Raw genomic sequence first — 18,122 nt, forward strand, 5'->3', positions numbered from 1 at the left:
GGGGTGGTGCGCTTTCAGCTTCTCGTTCAGGGCGCGCCCGGGGCAGAGGCCGCTGGTCCCGGGCAGGGGCCGACCGGCCCCATCGGCGGCCCGGTGCGGCGGGACCGTCAGCTGGGGCCCGGTGCGGCGGGACCGTCAACTGGGGCCCGGAGCGGCGGGACCGTCAGCGGGGCCCGGTGTGCCGGGATGCCCAGCGCAGCCGTCCGTTGCCGCGGACGAACGGGAGCCTGGCCCACAGCCGGCCAAGACCGAAGGTGACGCCTGCGGAGGTGGCGGCGAGGGCGACGAGCACCACGGCGTGGACGAGGTGGTGGTCGACGAACGGATTCGTCGACATGCTCGCGGAGCCGTCCGACAGGTGCCGGGCCGGTGGCCACTCGGCCACCCACATCAGCGCCATCAGCACGGTGCCCGCGAACGCCGCCAGACGCAGGCCCACCCCGGCGGTCAGCGCGAGGCCGATGCCGAGCAGCCCCAGCATGAACAGCCATGGCCGAGGAACCCCTGGGTGGGCGAGCCGCCGTCGATCCAGCCCTTGCCGGAGGCGGTGGAGTAGCCGAGGCCGAACGTCTTGTCGAGGAAGGCCCACAGGAAGGCGAAGCCCATCAGCAGGCGCGCCGAGGCCAGGGCGTAGGCGCCGACGGTGTGAGCGGCGCTGCGTGCCGACACCGCGGGCCCGGGTGTGGCGGTGGTCCGGTTCCTGCGGAGGGACAGCAGTGGGGGCACCGCTCCCGCACCGGGCGCCTACGGTCCGCGGTCTGGGCCCCAACAGCCCTTCTGGCGCGGGCCGTTCAGCCACGTAACGAGACGGATGGTGTGTCCGTAGTCGGGCAGAGCTGTGCGCGCCTGTGCGGCCGCCAGGACGGGAGGACTGGAGCACGGGAGGGCGGCAGGCTGAAGCGGGCCCACCGGCTTGGCGTTGTGAGGTCCGGGTGCCTGCGGCCGTGGCCGCCCCTTCCTTGCACCACATCCGGCCCTGCTGCGACGCGGTTCACCTCGGTCATGAGCCGGTGAGCGCGAGCGTCGGGTGCCGCTTGCGGGCACGGGCGGTCAGTATCGCCAAAGGGCTTTGTCTTCGTGCGAGTTCGGTCCCGCCACTGCCCGCCCATGAGCCCGTTAGTGTGGTCCGGTGACCGATGCGAGCGTGGACAGAGTGAACCGCTTCCGGGCCGAGGCGGCCTCCCAGGGCCTGCCATCGGAGGAGGTGGAGGAATGGATACGTGTCACCCGTCCGGCAGCGTACTTCGCGGAGGGCGGTGACGGTCCCCTCGTGGCCCGGATCGGCGGCGACCCCATGCTGCCGCACGGCGTGCCGAGGCCGTCCGATCACTTCGTGGCCTCCGTCGACCTCGCGGCTCTTCCGCCGGACGCCACCGGCCTCCCGCTCCCCGCCGACGGCCATCTGCTCCTCTTCTCCGGCACCGAAATGCATGGCATCGGGGGGCAAGTGTCCGACGCGGTGCTGTACGTCCCCGCCGGGACCCCGACGACCCGGAGCCCCCTCGAACTCAGCTGGCGCGAGCCGTACCTGCCGCGTGAGCTCCGCACGGTCTGGCACCAGCCGAGCGCGCAGATGCCGGAGAGCTTCGCCATCGACAGATGGGGCGGCTTCCCCGAGGACGAGCAGTTCGAACTCGCCGACGAACTCAGCGACGCCTGGGCACACGTGGGCGGCCACCGTCCTGCCTGGAGCTTGCAGATCGGCGGCCACCCGGTCTCGCCCCAGAACGACCCCGTCCACTACGCCCGCGATCCCGAAGACGCCGGCCCGTGGGCGCAGGACGGTACGGCCCACGGAGAAGACGCCGACGACTGGGCTCTTCTGGCCAGTTGGAGGTGCGGCGAGGACGTCACGGCACTGGACTCCGGCGTGGCCCACTGGGTGGTCCGCCGCCGGGACGTGACGGCCCAGCGCTTCGACAGGGTCCACCGCTACGTCGAAATGGCCTGAGAGATCGCCTTGAACCTTCCGTGATCTCGTACACGCCTACGCTGGACGACACGGCACCCACGGCACCCATGGCACCCATGGCACCCACAGCGGGCACAGCGCATCGGTGCTGCCCTTCGGGAGATCACTTGGAGGGCGTTGTCAGGGCACTGCGTGATCGGGACGACCTCCAGCGTGCCGTCGCCGCGCCCCGGAAAGGCGCGTCACCACGGCGTGCGAAGCATCCGAAAGCTCTCCGCAGGCTCTCCGCAAGCTCTTATGACGCGTCCGCGGCCTGCCCCAGCGGTGCATGCCACATGAGCCGTGTGCCTCCGCTGTCTTGCCTGCTCAGCTTCATGTCCCCACCGAGTTTGTGCGCCCGCTCGGCCATGTTGGTCAGCCCGCTGCGGCGGCCTGCGGCCGGGATGCCGACGCCGTTGTCCGTGACCGTCAGACGGACCTGCTTGCCATCGGTCTCCAGCACGACGTCGGCGCGGTGCGCACGGGCGTGCCGGGCGATGTTGGTCAGGGCCTCGGTGAGGACGGCCAGGACGTGGTCGGCGGTCTCCGCGGGGACGTGCGTGTCGAGCAGGCCCTCCATCCGGACGCTGGGGGCGAAGCCCAGCAGCGGAGCGGCCTCGCCGACCGCGCGTACCGCGCGGGAGCGCAGACCGGGAGCCGCGTCGTCGTCGCGGGAGCGCAGCCCGAAGATCGTCGACCTGATGATCTTGATGGTCTCGTCGAGGTCGTCCACGGCCCGCAGAATCCGTTCGGAAGCCACGTCGTCCCGGACTCGCCGGCCCGCGCTCTGCAGCGTCATGCCGGTGGCGAAGAGCCGCTGGATCGCCAGGTCGTGCAGGTCGCGTGCGATGCGGTCGCGGTCCTCCAGCAGGGCGATCTGCTCGGCATCCTGCCGACGTTCCGCCAGCTCCATGGCGACGGCGGCCTGTGCTGCGAAGACCTGGAGCGGCTCGGTCTCCTTCCCGGAGAACTCAGGGCCGCCCGACCGCCGGACCAGCAGCACCACACCGCGGGCATCGTCGCCCGTGCCGATCGGCACGGCAACGGCCGGCCCCAGCCCGTCGAAGCGCGGCGGGCCGGCCGAGACCCTGGAGTCGCATGAGACGTCCGGACTGCTGACCGGCGCCCGTTGGCCGAACGCCTGCCCGATGAGCGTGCCCTCCACGGGCAGTACGATCCCGCGCCATACGTCGGCCTCGTGGCCTACGGCGAGTTCCACCGCGAGGTTGTCGGTTCCGCTCACCGGCAGGGCCACCACGCTCAGGACGGACGCCGTGATCTCCCTGGCCCGTTCGGCGATCAGCCGCAGCACGCCGCCCTGGTCCGCGCCGGACATCAGGGTGTGCGTGATCTCCGCGTTCACTTGGAGCCAGCGCTCGCGCAGCCGGGACTCCTCGTACAGGCGGGCGTTGTCGATCGCGACGCCGGCCGCCACGGCGAGGGTGGCCAGGACCGACTCGTCGTCCTCGTCGAACTGCTGCCCGCCCCGCTTCTCGGTCAGGTACAGATTGCCGAAGACCTGGTCCCGTACCCGGATGGGGACGCCCAGGAAGGTGTTCATGGGCGGGTGATGGGCCGGGAACCCGTAGGAAGCGGGGTGGTCGGAGAGCTTGGTCAGCCGCAGCGGTTCGGGGCGGCGGATAAGCTCGCCCAGAATGCCGTGGCCCTCCGGGAAAGGGCCGATGCGGGCGATCTGTTCGTCGCTGACCCCTACCGTGTGGAAGGCCGAGAGCCGCTTGCCGTCCGGGCCGATCACCCCGAGGGCCGCGTACTCCGCGTCGACCAGGGCCGCCGCGGCCTCGACGATGCTGTACAGCGCCTGTTCGAGATCCAGCTCCCGGCCCACCGACAGCACCGCCTCCAGGAGGCTGTGGACCCGGTCACGGGTGCCACGTGCGGCATCGAGGCGGGCCTGCAGCTCCTCCAGCAGCTCGTCCAGCCGCAGCTGCGGCAGACGCACCCGTGCCTCGCGGACTCCTTCTGGGTTCTCCACCGCTGACCCCTTCGACGCCCCCGCCGCTTGCCGGCAGCCGTACCGTGCAACTGCCACGGTATCGGCTCGAACAGCAGGGCGATGACGGCCGCCACCACCATGTCGGCCGGCTGGCCGGAAATGTCAGTTCCGCCGGTCGTTGGAGGACCGCGGTCAGGTCGGTAGGGGCCCGGGCCGTTCGGCCCAACCGGCGCGGGCCGAACGGGCTATGGAGGGGTCCTTCGGTGCCTGCCGCGGCAGCGGATCGCGCACGAGGGTGGAAGCAGGGAGGGGCGCCGTCCCCCGCGGTGCCCCTCCCGGCTGATCGCCGCCCATGTCTGTTCCGCGGCGGCCCCGACGACGGAGGCTCATCTTCATGGCCCAACAGGACTCGCAGGCTGCGGCCACGATCAACTCCGCGGACACGATCGCCGCCACGGCCCCGTCCGACACCGCGGTCGCCGTGGACGGTCCGGTCACGGCCGCTCTCAAGGCGCTCGACGACTACGAGAGCCTCACCCAGGAACAGGTCGACCACATCGTCGAGAAGGGAGACCGGGCGAGGGGTGTTCGAGGACCTGGCCGCCGACAGCGGCTTCGACGCCCTGACCCACGCCATCGACCATATCGAGGCCGCGGTGAACGACCGCGCCGGCAGTGCCCCGGCGCGGGAGAAGAGGCACAACACCGGCGGGCCCCCGAACGCTTCCAGGACGTCGCCCGCGCCCTCGCGCTGCCCGCCGCCACCCCGACCGAGGGCGTGGCGTGGCGTGGCGCCCTGCCGCAACAGACCCTCAACCCCTGCGAGGACCAGTGCGCGCCCGCCAACCCGCGCATGCCCATGCCCATGCCCATGCCCGACGACATGCTGGACGCGTCCGGGAGGGAATGGGGCGATGGGGCAATGGGGCCGGTCGGCCCTACCCCTTCACTCCGATCAGGACAAGGATGGGCTGATGTTCCAGAACGACGCCGTTCGCTCACTCGACCGGCAGGAGTGCCTGCGGCTGCTCACCAAGGCGTCGGTGGGCCGCGTGGTCTACACCCAACAGGCGCTGCCGGCGATTCTCCCTGTCAACTTCTCGCTGGGCACGGACGCTTCCGTCCTGCTGCGCACCTCAGCGGACTCCGACCTCGTACGCGCCATCGACGATGCCGTCGTCGCCTTCGAGGCGGACGAGTTCGACGTGCGTGCCCGGTCGGGTTGGAGTGTGATCGTCACCGGCCGGGCCACCGTGGTGACCGACCCCGCCGAACGGGAACGGATCTCGCAGGGTGGCCCCGTCTCGTGGATGCCGGTACGGGACGCGGTGCTCGTACGCATCGAGTCGGAGATGGTGAGCGGGCGTGAACTGGGCGGCCACGCGGCAGCCGGGGTGCCCGGCGCGAGGCTCAGTGTCCGTCCTGCTTGCGCCGGTCCTGAGCCTGGGTGGCCATGACGGCGGCCTGGACGCGCCGCTCCACACCGAGCTTGGCGAGCAGGCGGGAGATGTGGTTCTTCACCGTCTTCTCCGCGAGGTAGAGCCGCCGGCCGATCTGGCGGTTGGTCAGCCCCTCGCCGATCAGCGCAAGGATCTCCCGCTCGCGCTCGGTCAGGCCCGGCAGCCCGTCCGGCTCGGGCTCCGGCTCCTGGCCCTTGCGCAGGCGGGCCATCAGCTTGGCGGTGGCGCTGGGGTCGAGCAGGGACTGCCCGCGGGCCACGGCGCGCACGGCCGACACCAGGTCCGCGCCCTGAATCTGCTTCAGGACATATCCGGAGGCGCCCGCCATGATCGAGTCCAGCAGGGCCTCCTCTTCATCGAAGGAGGTAAGCATCAGGCAGGCCAGCTCCGGCATCTGGGAGCGCAGCTCCCGGCACACGCTCACACCGTCGCCGTCGGGCAGGCGCACATCGAGCACGGCGACCTGCGGACGCAGCGCGGGGACACGGACCAGGGCCTGTTCCACGGTGGCGGCTTCGCCGACCACGGTGATGTCGGGTTCGTCGTCGAGCAGGTCACGCACACCGCGCCGTACCACCTCGTGGTCGTCCAGCAGGAAGACCCGGATCGGGTGATCGACTCCGGGGCGCTCGCTGTCCGCCATCAGTGGCTCCTGTCTCGTCATCGTGTTGTGGGGTACCGGAAACCGCCGGGTGGGCGGAACCGCCGGGTGGGCGGAGACCGGTCTCCCTTCATCAGCCGGTGTCCGCCTCGCCAGCCGGCGTCCGCTCTCCAGCCGGTGTCCGCGCGGCCTCTGCGGCGCCGCGGGCTCAGGGGTGCGGCACGACCGCGACGGGGCAGGCCGCGTGGTGCAGTGCGGCATGGGCCACCGAACCGATCCGGGTGCCGACGGGAGCGCGGCGCACCCGGCGGCCGACCACGAGCAGTTGCGCGCTCGACGTGGCCGACAGCAGCACCTGCGCCCCGCTGCCGATCTCGACGTGCTCGATCACCGGCACATCCGGGAACCGGCTGCGCCAAGGGGCGAGCGCTTCCTCAAGGGCCTTCTTCTCGAACGACTCGAGGCCGCCCGCTTCGTCCACCAGGGCCAGCGAGCCGGGGCTGTAGGCGTACAGGGGCGGCAGGCTCCATGCCCGTACCGCACGCAGCGTCACGCCGCGTGCGGCCGCGGCCTTGAAGGCGAATTCGAGCACCGCGCCGCTGTCCTCCGCCGTGCCCTGCTGGCCTACCACCACGTCGCCGGACTCCGGCAGCCGCGCCGCTCCTTCACGGGCGCGCACGGAGACCACCGGCCGCGTCGCGGCGGCGATCACCTGCTGGCCGTACGAGCCGAGGAGGAAACCGAGCAGAGCGCCGTGCCCGCGAGAGCCGAGCACCACCATCTCGTGCTGCTCCGCCTCCTTCAGGAGCACGGTCACCGGGGTGTCCTGCACCACCTCGGTGGACAGGGCGATACCGGGGTACTCGCCGGTCACGCGCGTCGCCGCGTCGCGCAGCACGGCGTTGGCGGATGCGGCCTGGGCGTCCTTGTCCTGCACGATCGGCACGTCAAGCGGCTGCCAGAGCCAGGCGTTGACGATGCGCAGCGGCACACCGCGCAGGGTGGCTTCACGGGCTGCCCAGTCAGCTGCCGCGAAGGCTTCGTCGGATCCGTCGACCCCTACTGCGATACCGCGGACCATGGGGGCTGCCTCCATACCGTTGACGGGGCTGCCGCCTCGGCCACCCCTCTTTCCACAGCATCGCACCACGGCAGCCCTGCGCAGAGGGCCGATCGGCCCTACCTTCCGCTCCGATGGGGCTCGATGACGCCGGCCACGCCGGAGGGGTACCTGAGCGCGGGCGCTTGTGCCCTGGTGCCGCGCATCACTCCAGAAGAAGGAGGCGGTACGTTCCTCCCGGCTCGACGCTGACAGCGCGGTCCGGCAGCCGGATGCTGATCGGCGCGAGGTCGGAGGCAGGCACCGTGATCTCCATCTGCTCGTGCTCCAGACGTACGCGCACGCCCCAGTGTCCCCGATAGTGGATGGAGAAGCCGTAGGACGACAGTTGCGGCAGCGGTACCGGGGCGAGCCACAGTGCGTCGGCGCGGGTCTCCAGTCCGGTCAGCCCGCGCTGGACGAGGTCGAGGGTTCCGGCCATGGCACCGAGGTGGATGCCCTCCCCCGTGGTGCCGCCCTGCAGGTCGGCGATGTCGCCGCGGAGGGCCTCCAGGCAGTACCGCCACGCCTCGGCGCGCCGGGCGCGGGCCAGGACCCAGCCGTGCACCAGGCCGCTGAGGGTGGAGCCGTGGCTGGTCCGCTTCAGGTAGTAGTCGACCGTGCGCTGCCAGGTCTCCTCCTCGAGCCGGTATCCCAACCGGTGGAAGAGGGCGCGTAGTTCGTGGGGCGAGAAGAGGTAACCGAGCATGAGGACATCGGCCTGCTTGGAGGCCTGGTAGCGGTTGACCGTGTCGCCCTCCGCTTCCAGGATCCGGTCCAGGCGCCGGATGTCGCCGTACCGTTTCCGGTAGGCGTCCCAGTCGAGTTCGGCCAGCTCCCCGTAGCCGTGGAACTGGCTGATGACGCCGCTGTGGAAGGGCACGTGCAGGGTACGGGAGACCTCTTCCCACCGTTCGAGCTCGCCCCCGTCCAGGCCGGTCCGTTCGGTGAGTTCACGCCGGCGCGGCTCGGGCAGGGTCCGCAGCACATAGAGGGCGCGGTCCAGCACCCACGCGGCTGTGACGTTGGTGTACGCGTTGTCGTCGAGCCCGGGGTGCGCCGCGCCGGGGTATGCCTCGTGGTACTCGTCGGGGCCCACCACGCCCCTGATGCGGTGGCGTTCGAGGCTCTCGTCGTAGGTGGCGGTGTCTGCCCAGAAGCGGGCGATCCGCAGCAGCATCTCGGCGCCCTTGGTGTGCAGGAACTCGGCATCGCCGCTCGCCTCGCAGTACTGCCACACGTTGTACGCGATCGCCGAACCGACATGGTGCTGGAGCCGGGAGTGATCCGGCAGCCAGCGTCCGGAGCGGGGGTTGAGATGCAGCTGCTGGGTCTCCTCGCGGCCGTCGCTGCCGCTCTGCCACGGGTACATCGCCCCGCGCCGGCCGACCGCGGCGGCAGCGGTGCAGGCCTGTTCCAGCCGGCGGTGGCGGTAGCCGAGCAGGGCGCGGGAGACCTCGGGGAAGTGCAGGTTGAGGTAGGGCAGGACGAAGAGTTCGTCCCAGAAGACGTGGCCGCGGTAGGCCTCGCCGTGCAGTCCGCGGGCCGGCACTCCCACGTCCAGCTCCGTGATGTGGGGGGAAAGCGTCTGGAGCACGTGGAAGAGGTGCAGGCGCAGAATACGGCCGGCCTCGCCGGGGACGTCGAGTTCCGCCCTGCGCCACAGCTGGCCCCAGGCCGTCCGATGGCTCTGAAGCAACTCATCGAAGGAAGAAGCGGTGTTCACGCGGTCGACGGCCGCACCCAGCGGGTCACTGATCGCCAGGTCGCGCGAGGTGTGCAGAGCAACCGTCTTGTCGACGGTGCTCTTGTGGCCTGGAGCCAGCCGCAGACGCACGCGCTGGAGGGCACGCAGGGGTTCGTGCCGGTCGGTGACCGGGGCCGGGGCGGACAGGCGGGCCGCCATGCCGATCCGGATGTCCGAGGTACGGGTGCGGCAGCGCAGCCAGACGGTGCCCGGTGTGTGGGTGCCGGTGTGTACGTGGGTCAGGTGACGGCCGTCCAGTGCGCGGTAGCGCGGCACTCCGTCGTTGGTGACGCTGCCGTCCAGAGCCGCTTCGACCTCGAGTTCGCCGGTGAACCCCTCGGTGGTGAACTCGGTGCGCAGGGCGGCCAGGTGCGGATCGGCCATGTGGACCAGGCGCTGCTGGCGCACGGACAGCGCCCGCTCCTCACCGAGTGCGTAGCGCGTGTGCCGTTCCAGCAGTCCGGAGGACAGATGCAGCATCTGGCGGTGGTCGAGCACGGGAGCGGTGTCCGGCGTGAGCCATGGCCTGCCCGGGAGACGGAAGCGGAGCGGCAGCCAGTTCGGCAGGTTGACCATGTCCTCGTTCTCGACCTGGCGGCCCGCAACGTGCGAGACCAGCCGGTCGTAGCACCCTGCCGCGTAGGTGCCCGGGTAGTGGACGTCGTCCGCCGTGCATTCGGGCAGCGCCCCGCGGGTGGCCAGGTAGCCGTTGCCCAGAGTGCACAGCGCTTCTCTCAGGCGCTCGTCCGCGGCCGTGTAGCCGTCGTACTCCCAGGTCCAGCCGCTCATGTCGGCGCTCCTTGCTCCAGCAGTTCGGCCGGGTCGGTCACGACGGTGTCGGCGCCGTGCCGCAGCAGTTGCTCCCCGGCTCCCGGTGCACCTGTGCGGTCCACACCGATCACGAGGGCGAACCGGCCGCGGCGGCCGGCCTGGACTCCCGCCAGGGCGTCCTCGACCACGGCGGCGCGGTGGGCGGGGACGCCGAGTCGGCGGACCGCCTCGAGGAACAGATCGGGCTGCGGTTTGCCCGGGAGCCCGAGCCGTGTGGCCTCGCCGCCGTCCATGAGGATGTCGAAGAGGTCCAGGACACCTGCCCGGGCGAGGAGTTCGCCGGCGTGCCGGGATGCGGAGGCCGCGGCGACGGGCACTGCCGCACGGCGCAGCGCCCGCACCAGCCGTACGGTTCCCGGGTAGGCCCGCATGCCGTGCTCGTGCAGCCGCTCGGCGAACAGGCGCTCCTTGTCCGCGGCCACGGTGCGCACCGTCTGCTCCGAGGCGTCGAGGCCGCGCGAGGTGAGGAAGGCGGCGGCCCCGTCCAGGCGGGATGTGCCGTCGACGTGCCGCAGGTAGTCCTCGCGGACATCGAAGGGGCGGCCCTGGGCGGCGTCCTTGGGCGGGTGCTCGGCCAGGTAGGTGTCGAAGGCACTCTTCCACGCGGCCGCGTGGACCCGGGCCGAATCCGTGATCACTCCGTCGGTGTCAAAGACGACCGCCTTGATGTTGCGCCACACCGGTGCGAGCGCCTCTGCGGGCTGATCGGCCACCACCACTCCCCTCTCGAACGTCATACGTACAGGTCACAACGGCTGAGGCACGATCGCCACCGGGCAGGACGCAGGGTGCGGCCGGGTGCGCCCCGCCCCGTGCGGCTGCGGGCGGTGGCGTGTCCGGACGGGCGCGCGGGAGGCTGCCGCCACGGGGGGGACGCCGACCTTGCGGTCCGGGCCTGCGCCTGCGGGGGGGCGTCGACGCCCCCGAGCAGGAGGGGAGCCATACCGGCATCCGGCCCGCCCCCCCCCGCACGTCGCCATCTTGCGAACGTGGCGGTTCCGGGCGTGCGCCCCCACGGGCCGCCCAGCCAAAGCCGCAGGGCCCCTCGGGCCGGCTCCCGTGGGCATCCGCACCCCCACGGGCGCCCGGCCGAGGGGCCTGGAGGTCCCCGGCAAAGGCCGACCAGCCCCTCCTGCCGCCCCACTGTGCAGTGCGACGGTGAGGCGGCCGAGGCCCGCGCCCGCATGATGCGCAGCCCGACGGGCCGGTTTCCACGCTCCCGGCGCTCACCAGCCGATGAGAAGCTGAGAACACCCGCAGGCGGCGCGCAGCCCTTGGGCGGCTGATGTCGTTGAACACCGCGCGGAGAAGAACGTGATGCCGGCGGAGGGACGGGGCCGTGGAGGACAACGAGGAGCACGGGCAGGAAGCCCAGCTGGCCCGGCTGCTGCGTGAGGTGAGACGTCAGGCATGGTGCGAGAACGGGCCGGGCGTCGACAAGATACTCGACTGGCTGCACGAACAGACTGGCGTCGACGCCGCGGTGATCGCGGAGGATGCGGGAACGGTGGAGTCGTCCACAGCAGGCTTCCCCCGCAAGGTGCTGGCTCCGCTCCCCGGGTTACTCGCACGCCTGTCCGGTGGACACCTGGCCGCAGCCGCGACACAGGCCGGAGCGCTGCACGTGCGCTGCGAAGCCCTCGGGCCTCACGGCCCCCGCCCGGTACTGGTGGTGGTCTCCCGGTCGGAGCCGACCGCACAGACCGTTGCGCTGACCTCGCACACGGCTAGCGTCCTGGCCTTGCTGCGCCACGCCGAGGCCAGTGACCGGGCTCGGCGCGTCTACCACGACAAGGCACGGCAGCTGCGATTCGCCGTACTGCACGGACTGTTGGCAGGGGGCCCGCTGCTGGCCCGCCGGATGACGACCGGGGCCGTCCCCCCGCTGCTCGACGCTGATCGGCTGCGCATCCATCTACTGCGCTGCCCCTCGGCCGACCGCGACCGGATCGCCCAAAGCCACCAGGACTCGTCCGGCTACCAGGGCCCCGCCCTGATGGTGCACTGCCCCGTATTCAAGGAGCACCTGATCTGCCTCATCGCCGAGGACGACGCCGGCAGCGACCTCAGCGCCGGCAGGAGCCCGGCGCGCGGACTGGGCGAGGTATTGCGCCGTCTCGTCCACGACAACCCGCGCTATGCACTGGGCGTCAGCGGCGCGCAGCCCCTGCACGCGACAGCCGAGGCCTACACCCAGGCCACCCACGCGTTGGCAGCCGCCCGCACCTCTGCCAACCGTGTGGCCTTCCACCAGGGCCAGACGCCTCTGACAGGCATCCTTCCCCCTCAGCCCGCCCTGGCCTGGGCGCGCGCGTTTCTACGGCCGCTGGACACGGCCCCCAAGACCAGCGCCGACATCACCCGCCTGGCCATAACCATGCCCCGCTCCGGCGTGGCCCGTCTCCTCGGCCTCAGCCGCAACACCGTCACCGCGCATCTCAGACGAGCGCAACAGGCTCTCGGACAGGACCTCGCCGACGTCCGCTCCCGCGCCGACGTCCACTTGGCCCTCACGCTCACGAGTTCCTGCCCGAGCCACGACCCCGAACCACAACCGCCGCCCCCTCTGGACGACTTGCTGAGCACCGAGGCGGCCGTAGCCTGGGCCCAGACGATCCTGCGCCCCTTGCAAGCCCGCCATCGCCACACGCTCCAGGCGTGGATCGACGCCAACGCCGATGCCCAGCAAGCCGCTTGCCGCATGCACATCAGCCGCAACACGGTCCGCGCTCACCTGCGTACCGCTGAGGCGGCCCTCGGCCTGGACCTGCTCACCACCAGCACCGGCACCCACGACGTCGTCCACGCCCTGCGCATCATCGCCGCCCGAGCCATCTGAGCCGTCTGAGCCGTCCGAGCCTCTGAGCCTCTGAGCCTCTGAGCACCGTGCACAACCAAGGCCCGGAATTGAGCACGGTGCACATTGGCCCCAGAACGCGGCGGCTTCTAGCGTAGGAGTGACCGCCCGCGCACGAGACACCGCCGAGCCTTGACCAGGCACGCCGAGCCCTGACCAGGCACGCCGGACCCGAACGCACGAGGGCAGGCACCTGTCTGCACCGACACCTGGGGCCGGCCCCGAAGACGCCAACTGGGCCGAAACGCAGAGGACCTGCGCGGGCAAGACAACGCCGTAGCGGACCATCGGGGGAAAACTGTGCTGCGTATGCACTTCAGTGTCCAAGATCTGTCACGGACCAGGGTCGCCGATGAGCCGGACCCTCTGTGGGAGATCGTCCTGAGCATGCAGCAGCTACGCGAAGGTAGAAGGGACATCCAGACCGGCCGCGCGGAACAGGCATCTCCGGACCAGCGACAGATGATGCGCACGCTGACCCCGCTGATGCCGACCCGCGGCTACTTTCCGGATTTCCTCACTCCCGCGGCAGCCTCGGGAGGTCTGGAGAGTGGGATCGACGCCGTGCTGTCCACCCCGAAAAGCCGACTGCACGACGAACTTTCCCTCCTCGCGCAGCACAACCCACTGCCCTCCTGGACCCGGCGTCTCGCCGACGGCGAAGTGGATACGCTGCACTGGCTGGGCCGGGCCTTGCGCCAGTACCACACCCATGTCCTGGGGCCCCGGTGGCCACGCATCGCCGCCCGCGTCGAGGCCGACCGCCGGCACCGTACTGGAGTCCAGTGCCGAGCCGGAACCGAAGCGATGCTGCACACCTTCGCCCCCGTGCTGAGCTGGCAGGCCCCTATGCTCTCCGCCGAATACCCCGTCGACAGGGACGTCCACCTCAACGGGCGCGGGCTGCTGCTCGTCCCTTCGTACTTCTGCCACCGTAGGCCGGTCGCCCTCCTGGACGAACAGTTGCCGCCCATTCTGGTCTACCCCGCCTGCTCATATGCCCCGGAGCTGGCGAGCACGCCGCACTCCAGGCTGGCGCCGCTGCTGGGGCACACCCGAGCCGCAGTGCTGCAGACACTCCAACGCCCCCGTACCACGTCCGAGCTGGCGCAGCACGCCGGCGTGTCACTGTCGTCAGCCAGTGAACATGCGACGGTGCTGCGCAACGCCGGCCTGGTAGCCAGCGTGCGAGAGCGCCACCAGGTCCGGCACACCCTCACGCACATGGGCGCCGATCTGCTCAATGGCGGAACGCCATCTTCTGCCGAGCAACAGAGCAGGCGCCAGGTGTCCTCCTGGCCGACGCCGAGGAGAAACTGACTCAGCATTGACTCAGCACTGACTCAGCATTGACTCAGCACTGATGCAGCACTGACGCAGCACTGACTCAGCTCGACGCCGCACTCAAACCCTCTGTGGTCCGCCTGGGCCTGCCCACCTTCGGTCGGAGCGTTGGGCGGGCCAGCACCCCCTGACCGCCCTCTCGAAACCCAGCCGACGAACCGAGAGCGTGGTGGCCAAACGTGCCTTCTCCAGCCGACGAAAGGGCGGCGGGCTCCCGCCCGGCGCCCCCTCGCCGCACTCGGAGTCAGGCAGTGAACTTTTGCCAACCCGAGCAGTAGTCGGTCTCGCCGTCCACCTGCACGCAGCCCCTGATGTTGTAGACCGTCCCCTCGGGAAGGTTCGTGTTGCGGCTCGTGCGGTCGCCCGGGTTCAGACCGCCATCAATCGTCTTCTTCCTGTCGAGGACTCCGTCCTTGTCGTACTGGATGTAGATGCGGTTACCAGGGCTCTTCTGGCGGTAGGTGTGGAACCAGTCGCCCTTGTGCCTGAACTCCACGTAGCCCGCGTAGTCCTTGTAGCCGTTGGAGCGGTCGTAGACCTTGACCTTCTCGTTGCTGCCCATCGCGACCGGCCCGTCGCCGGGCGCAGCGGCAGCCGGCATCGCCAGCGCGCACACCACACCGAGCGCCGCCAGCGGCGTCGCCGCAGCCTTGAAGTACCTGCGCATGATGGAACTCCTCCTCCGTCAAAAAGCTGTGCCGGGTCCTGCCATGACAAGGTGACGAGGTGACGAGCCTTCTGTGCAGTGGGCTCGTTTACTTCCCGGCATCACAGTAGGAAGCCAGGGAGCGGACGCCCATGTGTTTCGGGCGTGGCCGAAACACAGCCGAGTTCCCGTGTGGGCCGAGCGCCTGCGCCTGCGCCTAGAGCATGTGTCAAGTGGAGTCGACGGCGCCCGGATTCCAGTCAGTGCGGTCAGTGCGGTCAGTGCAGGAACTTCAGCCCCACCACCCCACCGATGATGGCGACCAGGCACAGCAGACGGGCGACCGAGGCGGAGTCGTCGTGGAACACCATGCCGTACAGGGCAGTGCCGACGGCTCCGATGCCGACCCAGATCGCGTAGGACGTGCCGATGGGGATGGAGCGCATGGCATAGGCAAGCCCGAGCATGCTCAGCGCCAAGGCGACGACGAACAGGATGACGGGCCGTGGCTTGGTGAAACCGTGGGAGGCGTCCATGGCCGATGCCCAAACGGTTTCCATGACTCCGGAGACGAACAGGACGATCCATGCCATGAGGTCGTACCTCCGCGGAGGGTGACGGCAACAGCGCCTCGTCTACGTTGTCCAGCCGAGGCTCAGGCCAGGTCCTTTCCGAAGTTAGCACCGTGACCAGGGCATCCCCGCTCTGCCTGGGCCGACTGGAGTAGGAGGTCGGAGTAGTAATCCGACCTTCCTTCCGGCCCTGAACTGCGCCCCGACCTTGAACGCTCAGGAGGGGGTTCGGCGGTTATAGGGGCGCCTTTGCGTGCTCCTTCGTGCTGACCAGAACGCGAGTTTCACCACGTCGCGAGACGACTGTCGGCCTGATTCGTCGTCTCACCGGGGTACAACCTCAAGACGTCGCTCTCCCTGTGAGACACCGGCGAGAAGGCCGACGACCTCAAGCCGTTCCTGGAGACCTCCACACCTCCACCGCCGCAAGATCGCCCTCGTCCTGCACGGCCCCGGTTCGTACCGCGTCGACCACCACGGCATGTCCAGGCCCACTTCCTGCTCCGGGTGGTGACGACGACGGGCACCGCCTGGCCGTGGTCCCGGGCAGTGCTCCTCCGGTGACAGGTGTCGTACCGGCGCGGCATCCAGTAGCGGCGGTCGGCCTCCTCCAGCACCGCGATCGCGCTGGCGACCTTCGCCTCGGTGGTGTCCGCGAACACGAACGCCACCGGCACCAGGCCCTCCCGCCGGTCGGCGGAGCCTCTGCGCCACAGCCGCTTCTCGTGGTCGACACGGCTGATCGCCTCCGGCTGCGAGCGGACCAGACTTACGGGGCGCTTGCCCGCGTCTTCGGGAGCAGCCGGCCCCACCCCAGTACCGGCACAGCTTGGCGACCAGGTCGTGCGCGTCCTCGGTGCGGCGATCGGTTTCCAGCAGCATCACCGGCACCCCGGCCGCGGGCGCCCGCACCACCAGCTCCGCCCACTGCACGGAGCCGTCTGCGAGCCGGTGACCGATCTCCGTCCGGAAGCCGAGCCGGTGCCCGATCCCGGCACGGTGGAGTTCGGCAGCCACCGAGGTGACCGCCGCGGCGTGGTCGTCATAGCAGGTGCCGAGCAGCTCCCCGGTGACCGGGCCGTACTGCTCTCCTCGCGCAGCTCCGAGACCCATATGACCTTTGGCGCCAGCAGCTTTCTTCGCCTCGCCGTGGCCTCGCTTGGTCAGCACCCACACCTGTCGCTGGTCCTCCCGGACCAATGCGATCCCATCCGGTGGTGGTCCTCCAGACCCAGGTAGTCGTCCCGCGTGAGCTCGTCGTGGTGAGTGCCCGGGCGAGTCAGCTTCCACAACTGATCGGGCGTAGCCCTACGGAAGTACGGAAGATCCCCAGCGTCTGTAGCAGTTCCCCACGTCGAGGTTCGGTCGAAGTCCTCCTGTGCTCAGGACGTCTTTGTACATGAGGGTTGTCGGACCTGTGGCGCCCCCCCCTTTCGCCGGGTCTGACCGGTGGAAATCGGCCCCGTGTGACGCCGGCCTCGGAAAACCCCTCCCCCGTGACCGCATCGTGATCAACCGGAAAGGTGTCCGGTGACATCGATAGTGGACCGTTTGGGACTGTTTGCCATCGAAGTCGGTCCGATCCAGAGAGCTCGGTGGCGCGCGTACGGCGGCATCGTACGAGGAAGAGAACGGAAGATCACGGATGCCAAAAGGGCGGGGCTGTGGGGCCGTGGGGCTGGGGAACGAAGCGATCACGCGGGATGCATGCCAAGTGAGGGCCGCCCTCCACGGTGTCGGACCGTAACGGGGCGGGCATGCCATGGGCGAAAGAGCGGTCACCACATGGGGGATGGGCGATGACGAAGCTCGGCCAAGGGGCACTGTTCCTGTTCTACTACCTCGACGTTGTCGCTGCTCTCGCCATCGGTGACTGGATTTCCGATGTGGGCCCTCTGCTCTATGGCAGCCCGATCGCTTTCGTCGCCGGGTTCGCCACCCAAGCGGCATACGACATCTACCGGCTAAACGCGGAGCGCAACGCGCGTCCGTAAGAACCCTGTTGGACAACCGTCCGCAAGAGCCCTGTTGGATCGATGTCACCGGGCTGTGAAGCCTTTGCTCAGCAAGGCTCAAGAGGCTGGTGGGTGAAAGCCACGCGGGCTTCAGACGGTGGAACGGACGCCGCTTGAAGCGGTGCCGTACGTCAGGACCGGCGTGTTGCGGGCCAGGGCACGGAAGACGCGCTGGTAGGCATCGGTGAGCTCGTTGATGGCCTCCAGGTCTGAGGCCTGGCCGTCCTTGGCTGCCCGTAGTGGCGCGCCAGGTCGGCGGGCACGTGCGAGCGCGGCGGCGCGTGTGACGAGTGACAGGTCGGCGGCGCGGAGGAGTCGGTGACTTTGCCGGGGATGTCCAGGGGGCCGGCAGTCTGCGGGGGCGGGCGTCCCGGTCGCGGTGCGACGTTTGAGCAGGAGGTCGTCGACGGCGGTACGGATGGCCTCGCGGCTGACGGCGCACATGCGCCGACGATGGACTGGCGGTGCGCGCACGTCGGCCGTCTTGTCGGCCGGGATCGCCGACCGGCCCCCATCCTCGCTGCCCTTGGCCTCTGCGACTCATAACCCCGTCTTAGGTACGCAGGCGCTGGAGTACGTCGGCGCGGTGAGGGGCTGCACCATGAGCTTCGCGGTGGCCAGCAGCGTGGCCAGCAGCGCGGCCGGCAACGTGGCCGGCAGCTCTTCGGCGTACGGGGGGGGGACGGACGGTGAGGCCCCCGGCGGAGAACGCGCCGTCGTGGACGGGCAGCGCCAAGCGGTCGGTGTGCGGGACATCGAGCATTCAGACGTGCCCCGTGCCCCGTGCCCCCGTGCCCAGCACGAGGCGGGATGCCTTGGAGAATCCCCGGGCCGCGTGTAGACGAAGGGCGCGCGGATCCGGGCCCTTGAGGGGGTGTAGGCGCCTGGAGCGCAGGGCATCGGCGTTTCGGCCAATCCGCTCCGGCTGCGTGCTCGTGCGTGGCAAGGGTCGGTGCACTGCGCACCTTCGGAGAACCGCTCAACCGCAGGGTGCCCAATCCGTCCGAAAGAGCAGGTGTTCGAAATCGTGGCGGCGTCGTTGAAC

14 protein-coding genes and 2 pseudogenes are annotated in these 18,122 nt (G+C 70.2%); 6 read left to right on the forward strand and 10 right to left on the reverse strand.

Annotated elements, in window-relative coordinates:
* Positions 1-163: 163 nt before the first annotated feature.
* Positions 164-726: pseudogene (locus ACRAKF_RS00410) on the reverse strand (hypothetical protein).
* Positions 727-1,129: 403 nt separating this feature from the next.
* Between ACRAKF_RS00410 and ACRAKF_RS00415 the strand changes: the two are divergent.
* On the forward strand, positions 1,130-1,951 hold the full coding sequence (locus ACRAKF_RS00415; protein WP_447034646.1) for a DUF1963 domain-containing protein: 822 nt from the start codon (positions 1,130-1,132) through the stop codon (positions 1,949-1,951).
* Between the two features lie 256 nt (positions 1,952-2,207).
* Here the strand turns inward: ACRAKF_RS00415 and ACRAKF_RS00420 are convergent, their stop codons facing one another.
* A complete protein-coding gene (locus ACRAKF_RS00420; RefSeq protein ID WP_447034647.1) occupies positions 2,208-3,944 on the reverse strand; it encodes a sensor histidine kinase in 1,737 nt (578 codons plus the stop codon).
* A gap of 355 nt (positions 3,945-4,299) precedes the next feature.
* Here ACRAKF_RS00420 and ACRAKF_RS00425 point away from each other — a divergent pair.
* Together ACRAKF_RS00425 and ACRAKF_RS00430 are read left to right on the forward strand one after the other, a co-directional pair.
* A pseudogene (locus ACRAKF_RS00425) lies at positions 4,300-4,767 on the forward strand (hypothetical protein); the annotation flags it as partial.
* Positions 4,768-4,879: 112 nt separating this feature from the next.
* Positions 4,880-5,362 (forward strand): pyridoxamine 5'-phosphate oxidase family protein, encoded by a 483-nt coding sequence (locus tag ACRAKF_RS00430; RefSeq protein WP_447034648.1) that lies wholly within the window; start codon positions 4,880-4,882, stop codon positions 5,360-5,362.
* Here ACRAKF_RS00430 and ACRAKF_RS00435 read toward each other — a convergent pair.
* The 4 genes from ACRAKF_RS00435 to ACRAKF_RS00450 all read right to left on the reverse strand — a co-directional run bounded on the left by ACRAKF_RS00435 (position 5,316) and on the right by ACRAKF_RS00450 (position 10,380).
* Positions 5,316-6,008, reverse strand: a complete 693-nt coding sequence (locus ACRAKF_RS00435) for a response regulator (RefSeq protein ID WP_447034649.1) — start codon at positions 6,006-6,008, stop codon at positions 5,316-5,318. The genes ACRAKF_RS00430 and ACRAKF_RS00435 overlap by 47 nt on opposite strands.
* A gap of 166 nt (positions 6,009-6,174) precedes the next feature.
* Positions 6,175-7,047: a universal stress protein gene (locus ACRAKF_RS00440; RefSeq protein ID WP_447034650.1), complete on the reverse strand. Its 873-nt coding sequence runs from the start codon at positions 7,045-7,047 to the stop codon at positions 6,175-6,177.
* A 184-nt stretch (positions 7,048-7,231) separates the two neighbouring features.
* Positions 7,232-9,601 (reverse strand): glycoside hydrolase family 65 protein, encoded by a 2,370-nt coding sequence (locus tag ACRAKF_RS00445; RefSeq protein WP_447034651.1) that lies wholly within the window; start codon positions 9,599-9,601, stop codon positions 7,232-7,234.
* Positions 9,598-10,380 carry an HAD family hydrolase gene (locus ACRAKF_RS00450; protein WP_447034652.1) on the reverse strand — a complete coding sequence of 261 codons (783 nt, stop codon included), beginning with the start codon at positions 10,378-10,380 and terminating at the stop codon, positions 9,598-9,600. The genes ACRAKF_RS00445 and ACRAKF_RS00450 overlap by 4 nt, the downstream gene beginning before the upstream one ends.
* A 602-nt stretch (positions 10,381-10,982) precedes the next feature.
* Here ACRAKF_RS00450 and ACRAKF_RS00455 point away from each other — a divergent pair.
* Positions 10,983-12,482 (forward strand): helix-turn-helix domain-containing protein, encoded by a 1,500-nt coding sequence (locus ACRAKF_RS00455; RefSeq protein ID WP_447034653.1) that lies wholly within the window; start codon positions 10,983-10,985, stop codon positions 12,480-12,482.
* Positions 12,483-12,887: 405 nt separating this feature from the next.
* Positions 12,888-13,820 carry a DUF5937 family protein gene (locus ACRAKF_RS00460; protein WP_447034654.1) on the forward strand — a complete coding sequence of 311 codons (933 nt, stop codon included), beginning with the start codon at positions 12,888-12,890 and terminating at the stop codon, positions 13,818-13,820.
* A gap of 268 nt (positions 13,821-14,088) precedes the next feature.
* Here ACRAKF_RS00460 and ACRAKF_RS00465 read toward each other — a convergent pair whose 3' ends face one another.
* From ACRAKF_RS00465 to ACRAKF_RS00475, 3 genes are all read right to left on the reverse strand, one after another.
* Positions 14,089-14,511 (reverse strand): hypothetical protein, encoded by a 423-nt coding sequence (locus tag ACRAKF_RS00465; RefSeq protein ID WP_447034655.1) that lies wholly within the window; start codon positions 14,509-14,511, stop codon positions 14,089-14,091.
* 257 nt (positions 14,512-14,768) lie between these two features.
* Positions 14,769-15,083: a DMT family transporter gene (locus ACRAKF_RS00470; RefSeq protein WP_447034656.1), complete on the reverse strand. Its 315-nt coding sequence runs from the start codon at positions 15,081-15,083 to the stop codon at positions 14,769-14,771.
* Positions 15,084-15,346: 263 nt separating this feature from the next.
* The gene (locus ACRAKF_RS00475) at positions 15,347-15,739 is read right to left on the reverse strand and encodes a hypothetical protein (protein WP_447034657.1); all 393 of its coding nucleotides are present in this window, start codon (positions 15,737-15,739) and stop codon (positions 15,347-15,349) included.
* 1,122 nt (positions 15,740-16,861) lie between these two features.
* On the opposite strand from ACRAKF_RS00475, the gene ACRAKF_RS00480 reads away from it, so the two are divergent.
* The gene (locus tag ACRAKF_RS00480; protein WP_447034658.1) at positions 16,862-17,056 is read left to right on the forward strand and encodes a hypothetical protein; all 195 of its coding nucleotides are present in this window, start codon (positions 16,862-16,864) and stop codon (positions 17,054-17,056) included.
* A 111-nt stretch (positions 17,057-17,167) separates the two neighbouring features.
* On the opposite strand, the gene ACRAKF_RS00485 is transcribed toward ACRAKF_RS00480, so the two are convergent.
* On the reverse strand, positions 17,168-17,521 hold the full coding sequence (locus ACRAKF_RS00485; protein ID WP_447034659.1) for a hypothetical protein: 354 nt from the start codon (positions 17,519-17,521) through the stop codon (positions 17,168-17,170).
* Positions 17,522-18,122: the final 601 nt, after the last annotated feature.

The sequence above is a fragment of the Streptomyces sp. DSM 118878 genome, assembly GCF_052936595.1.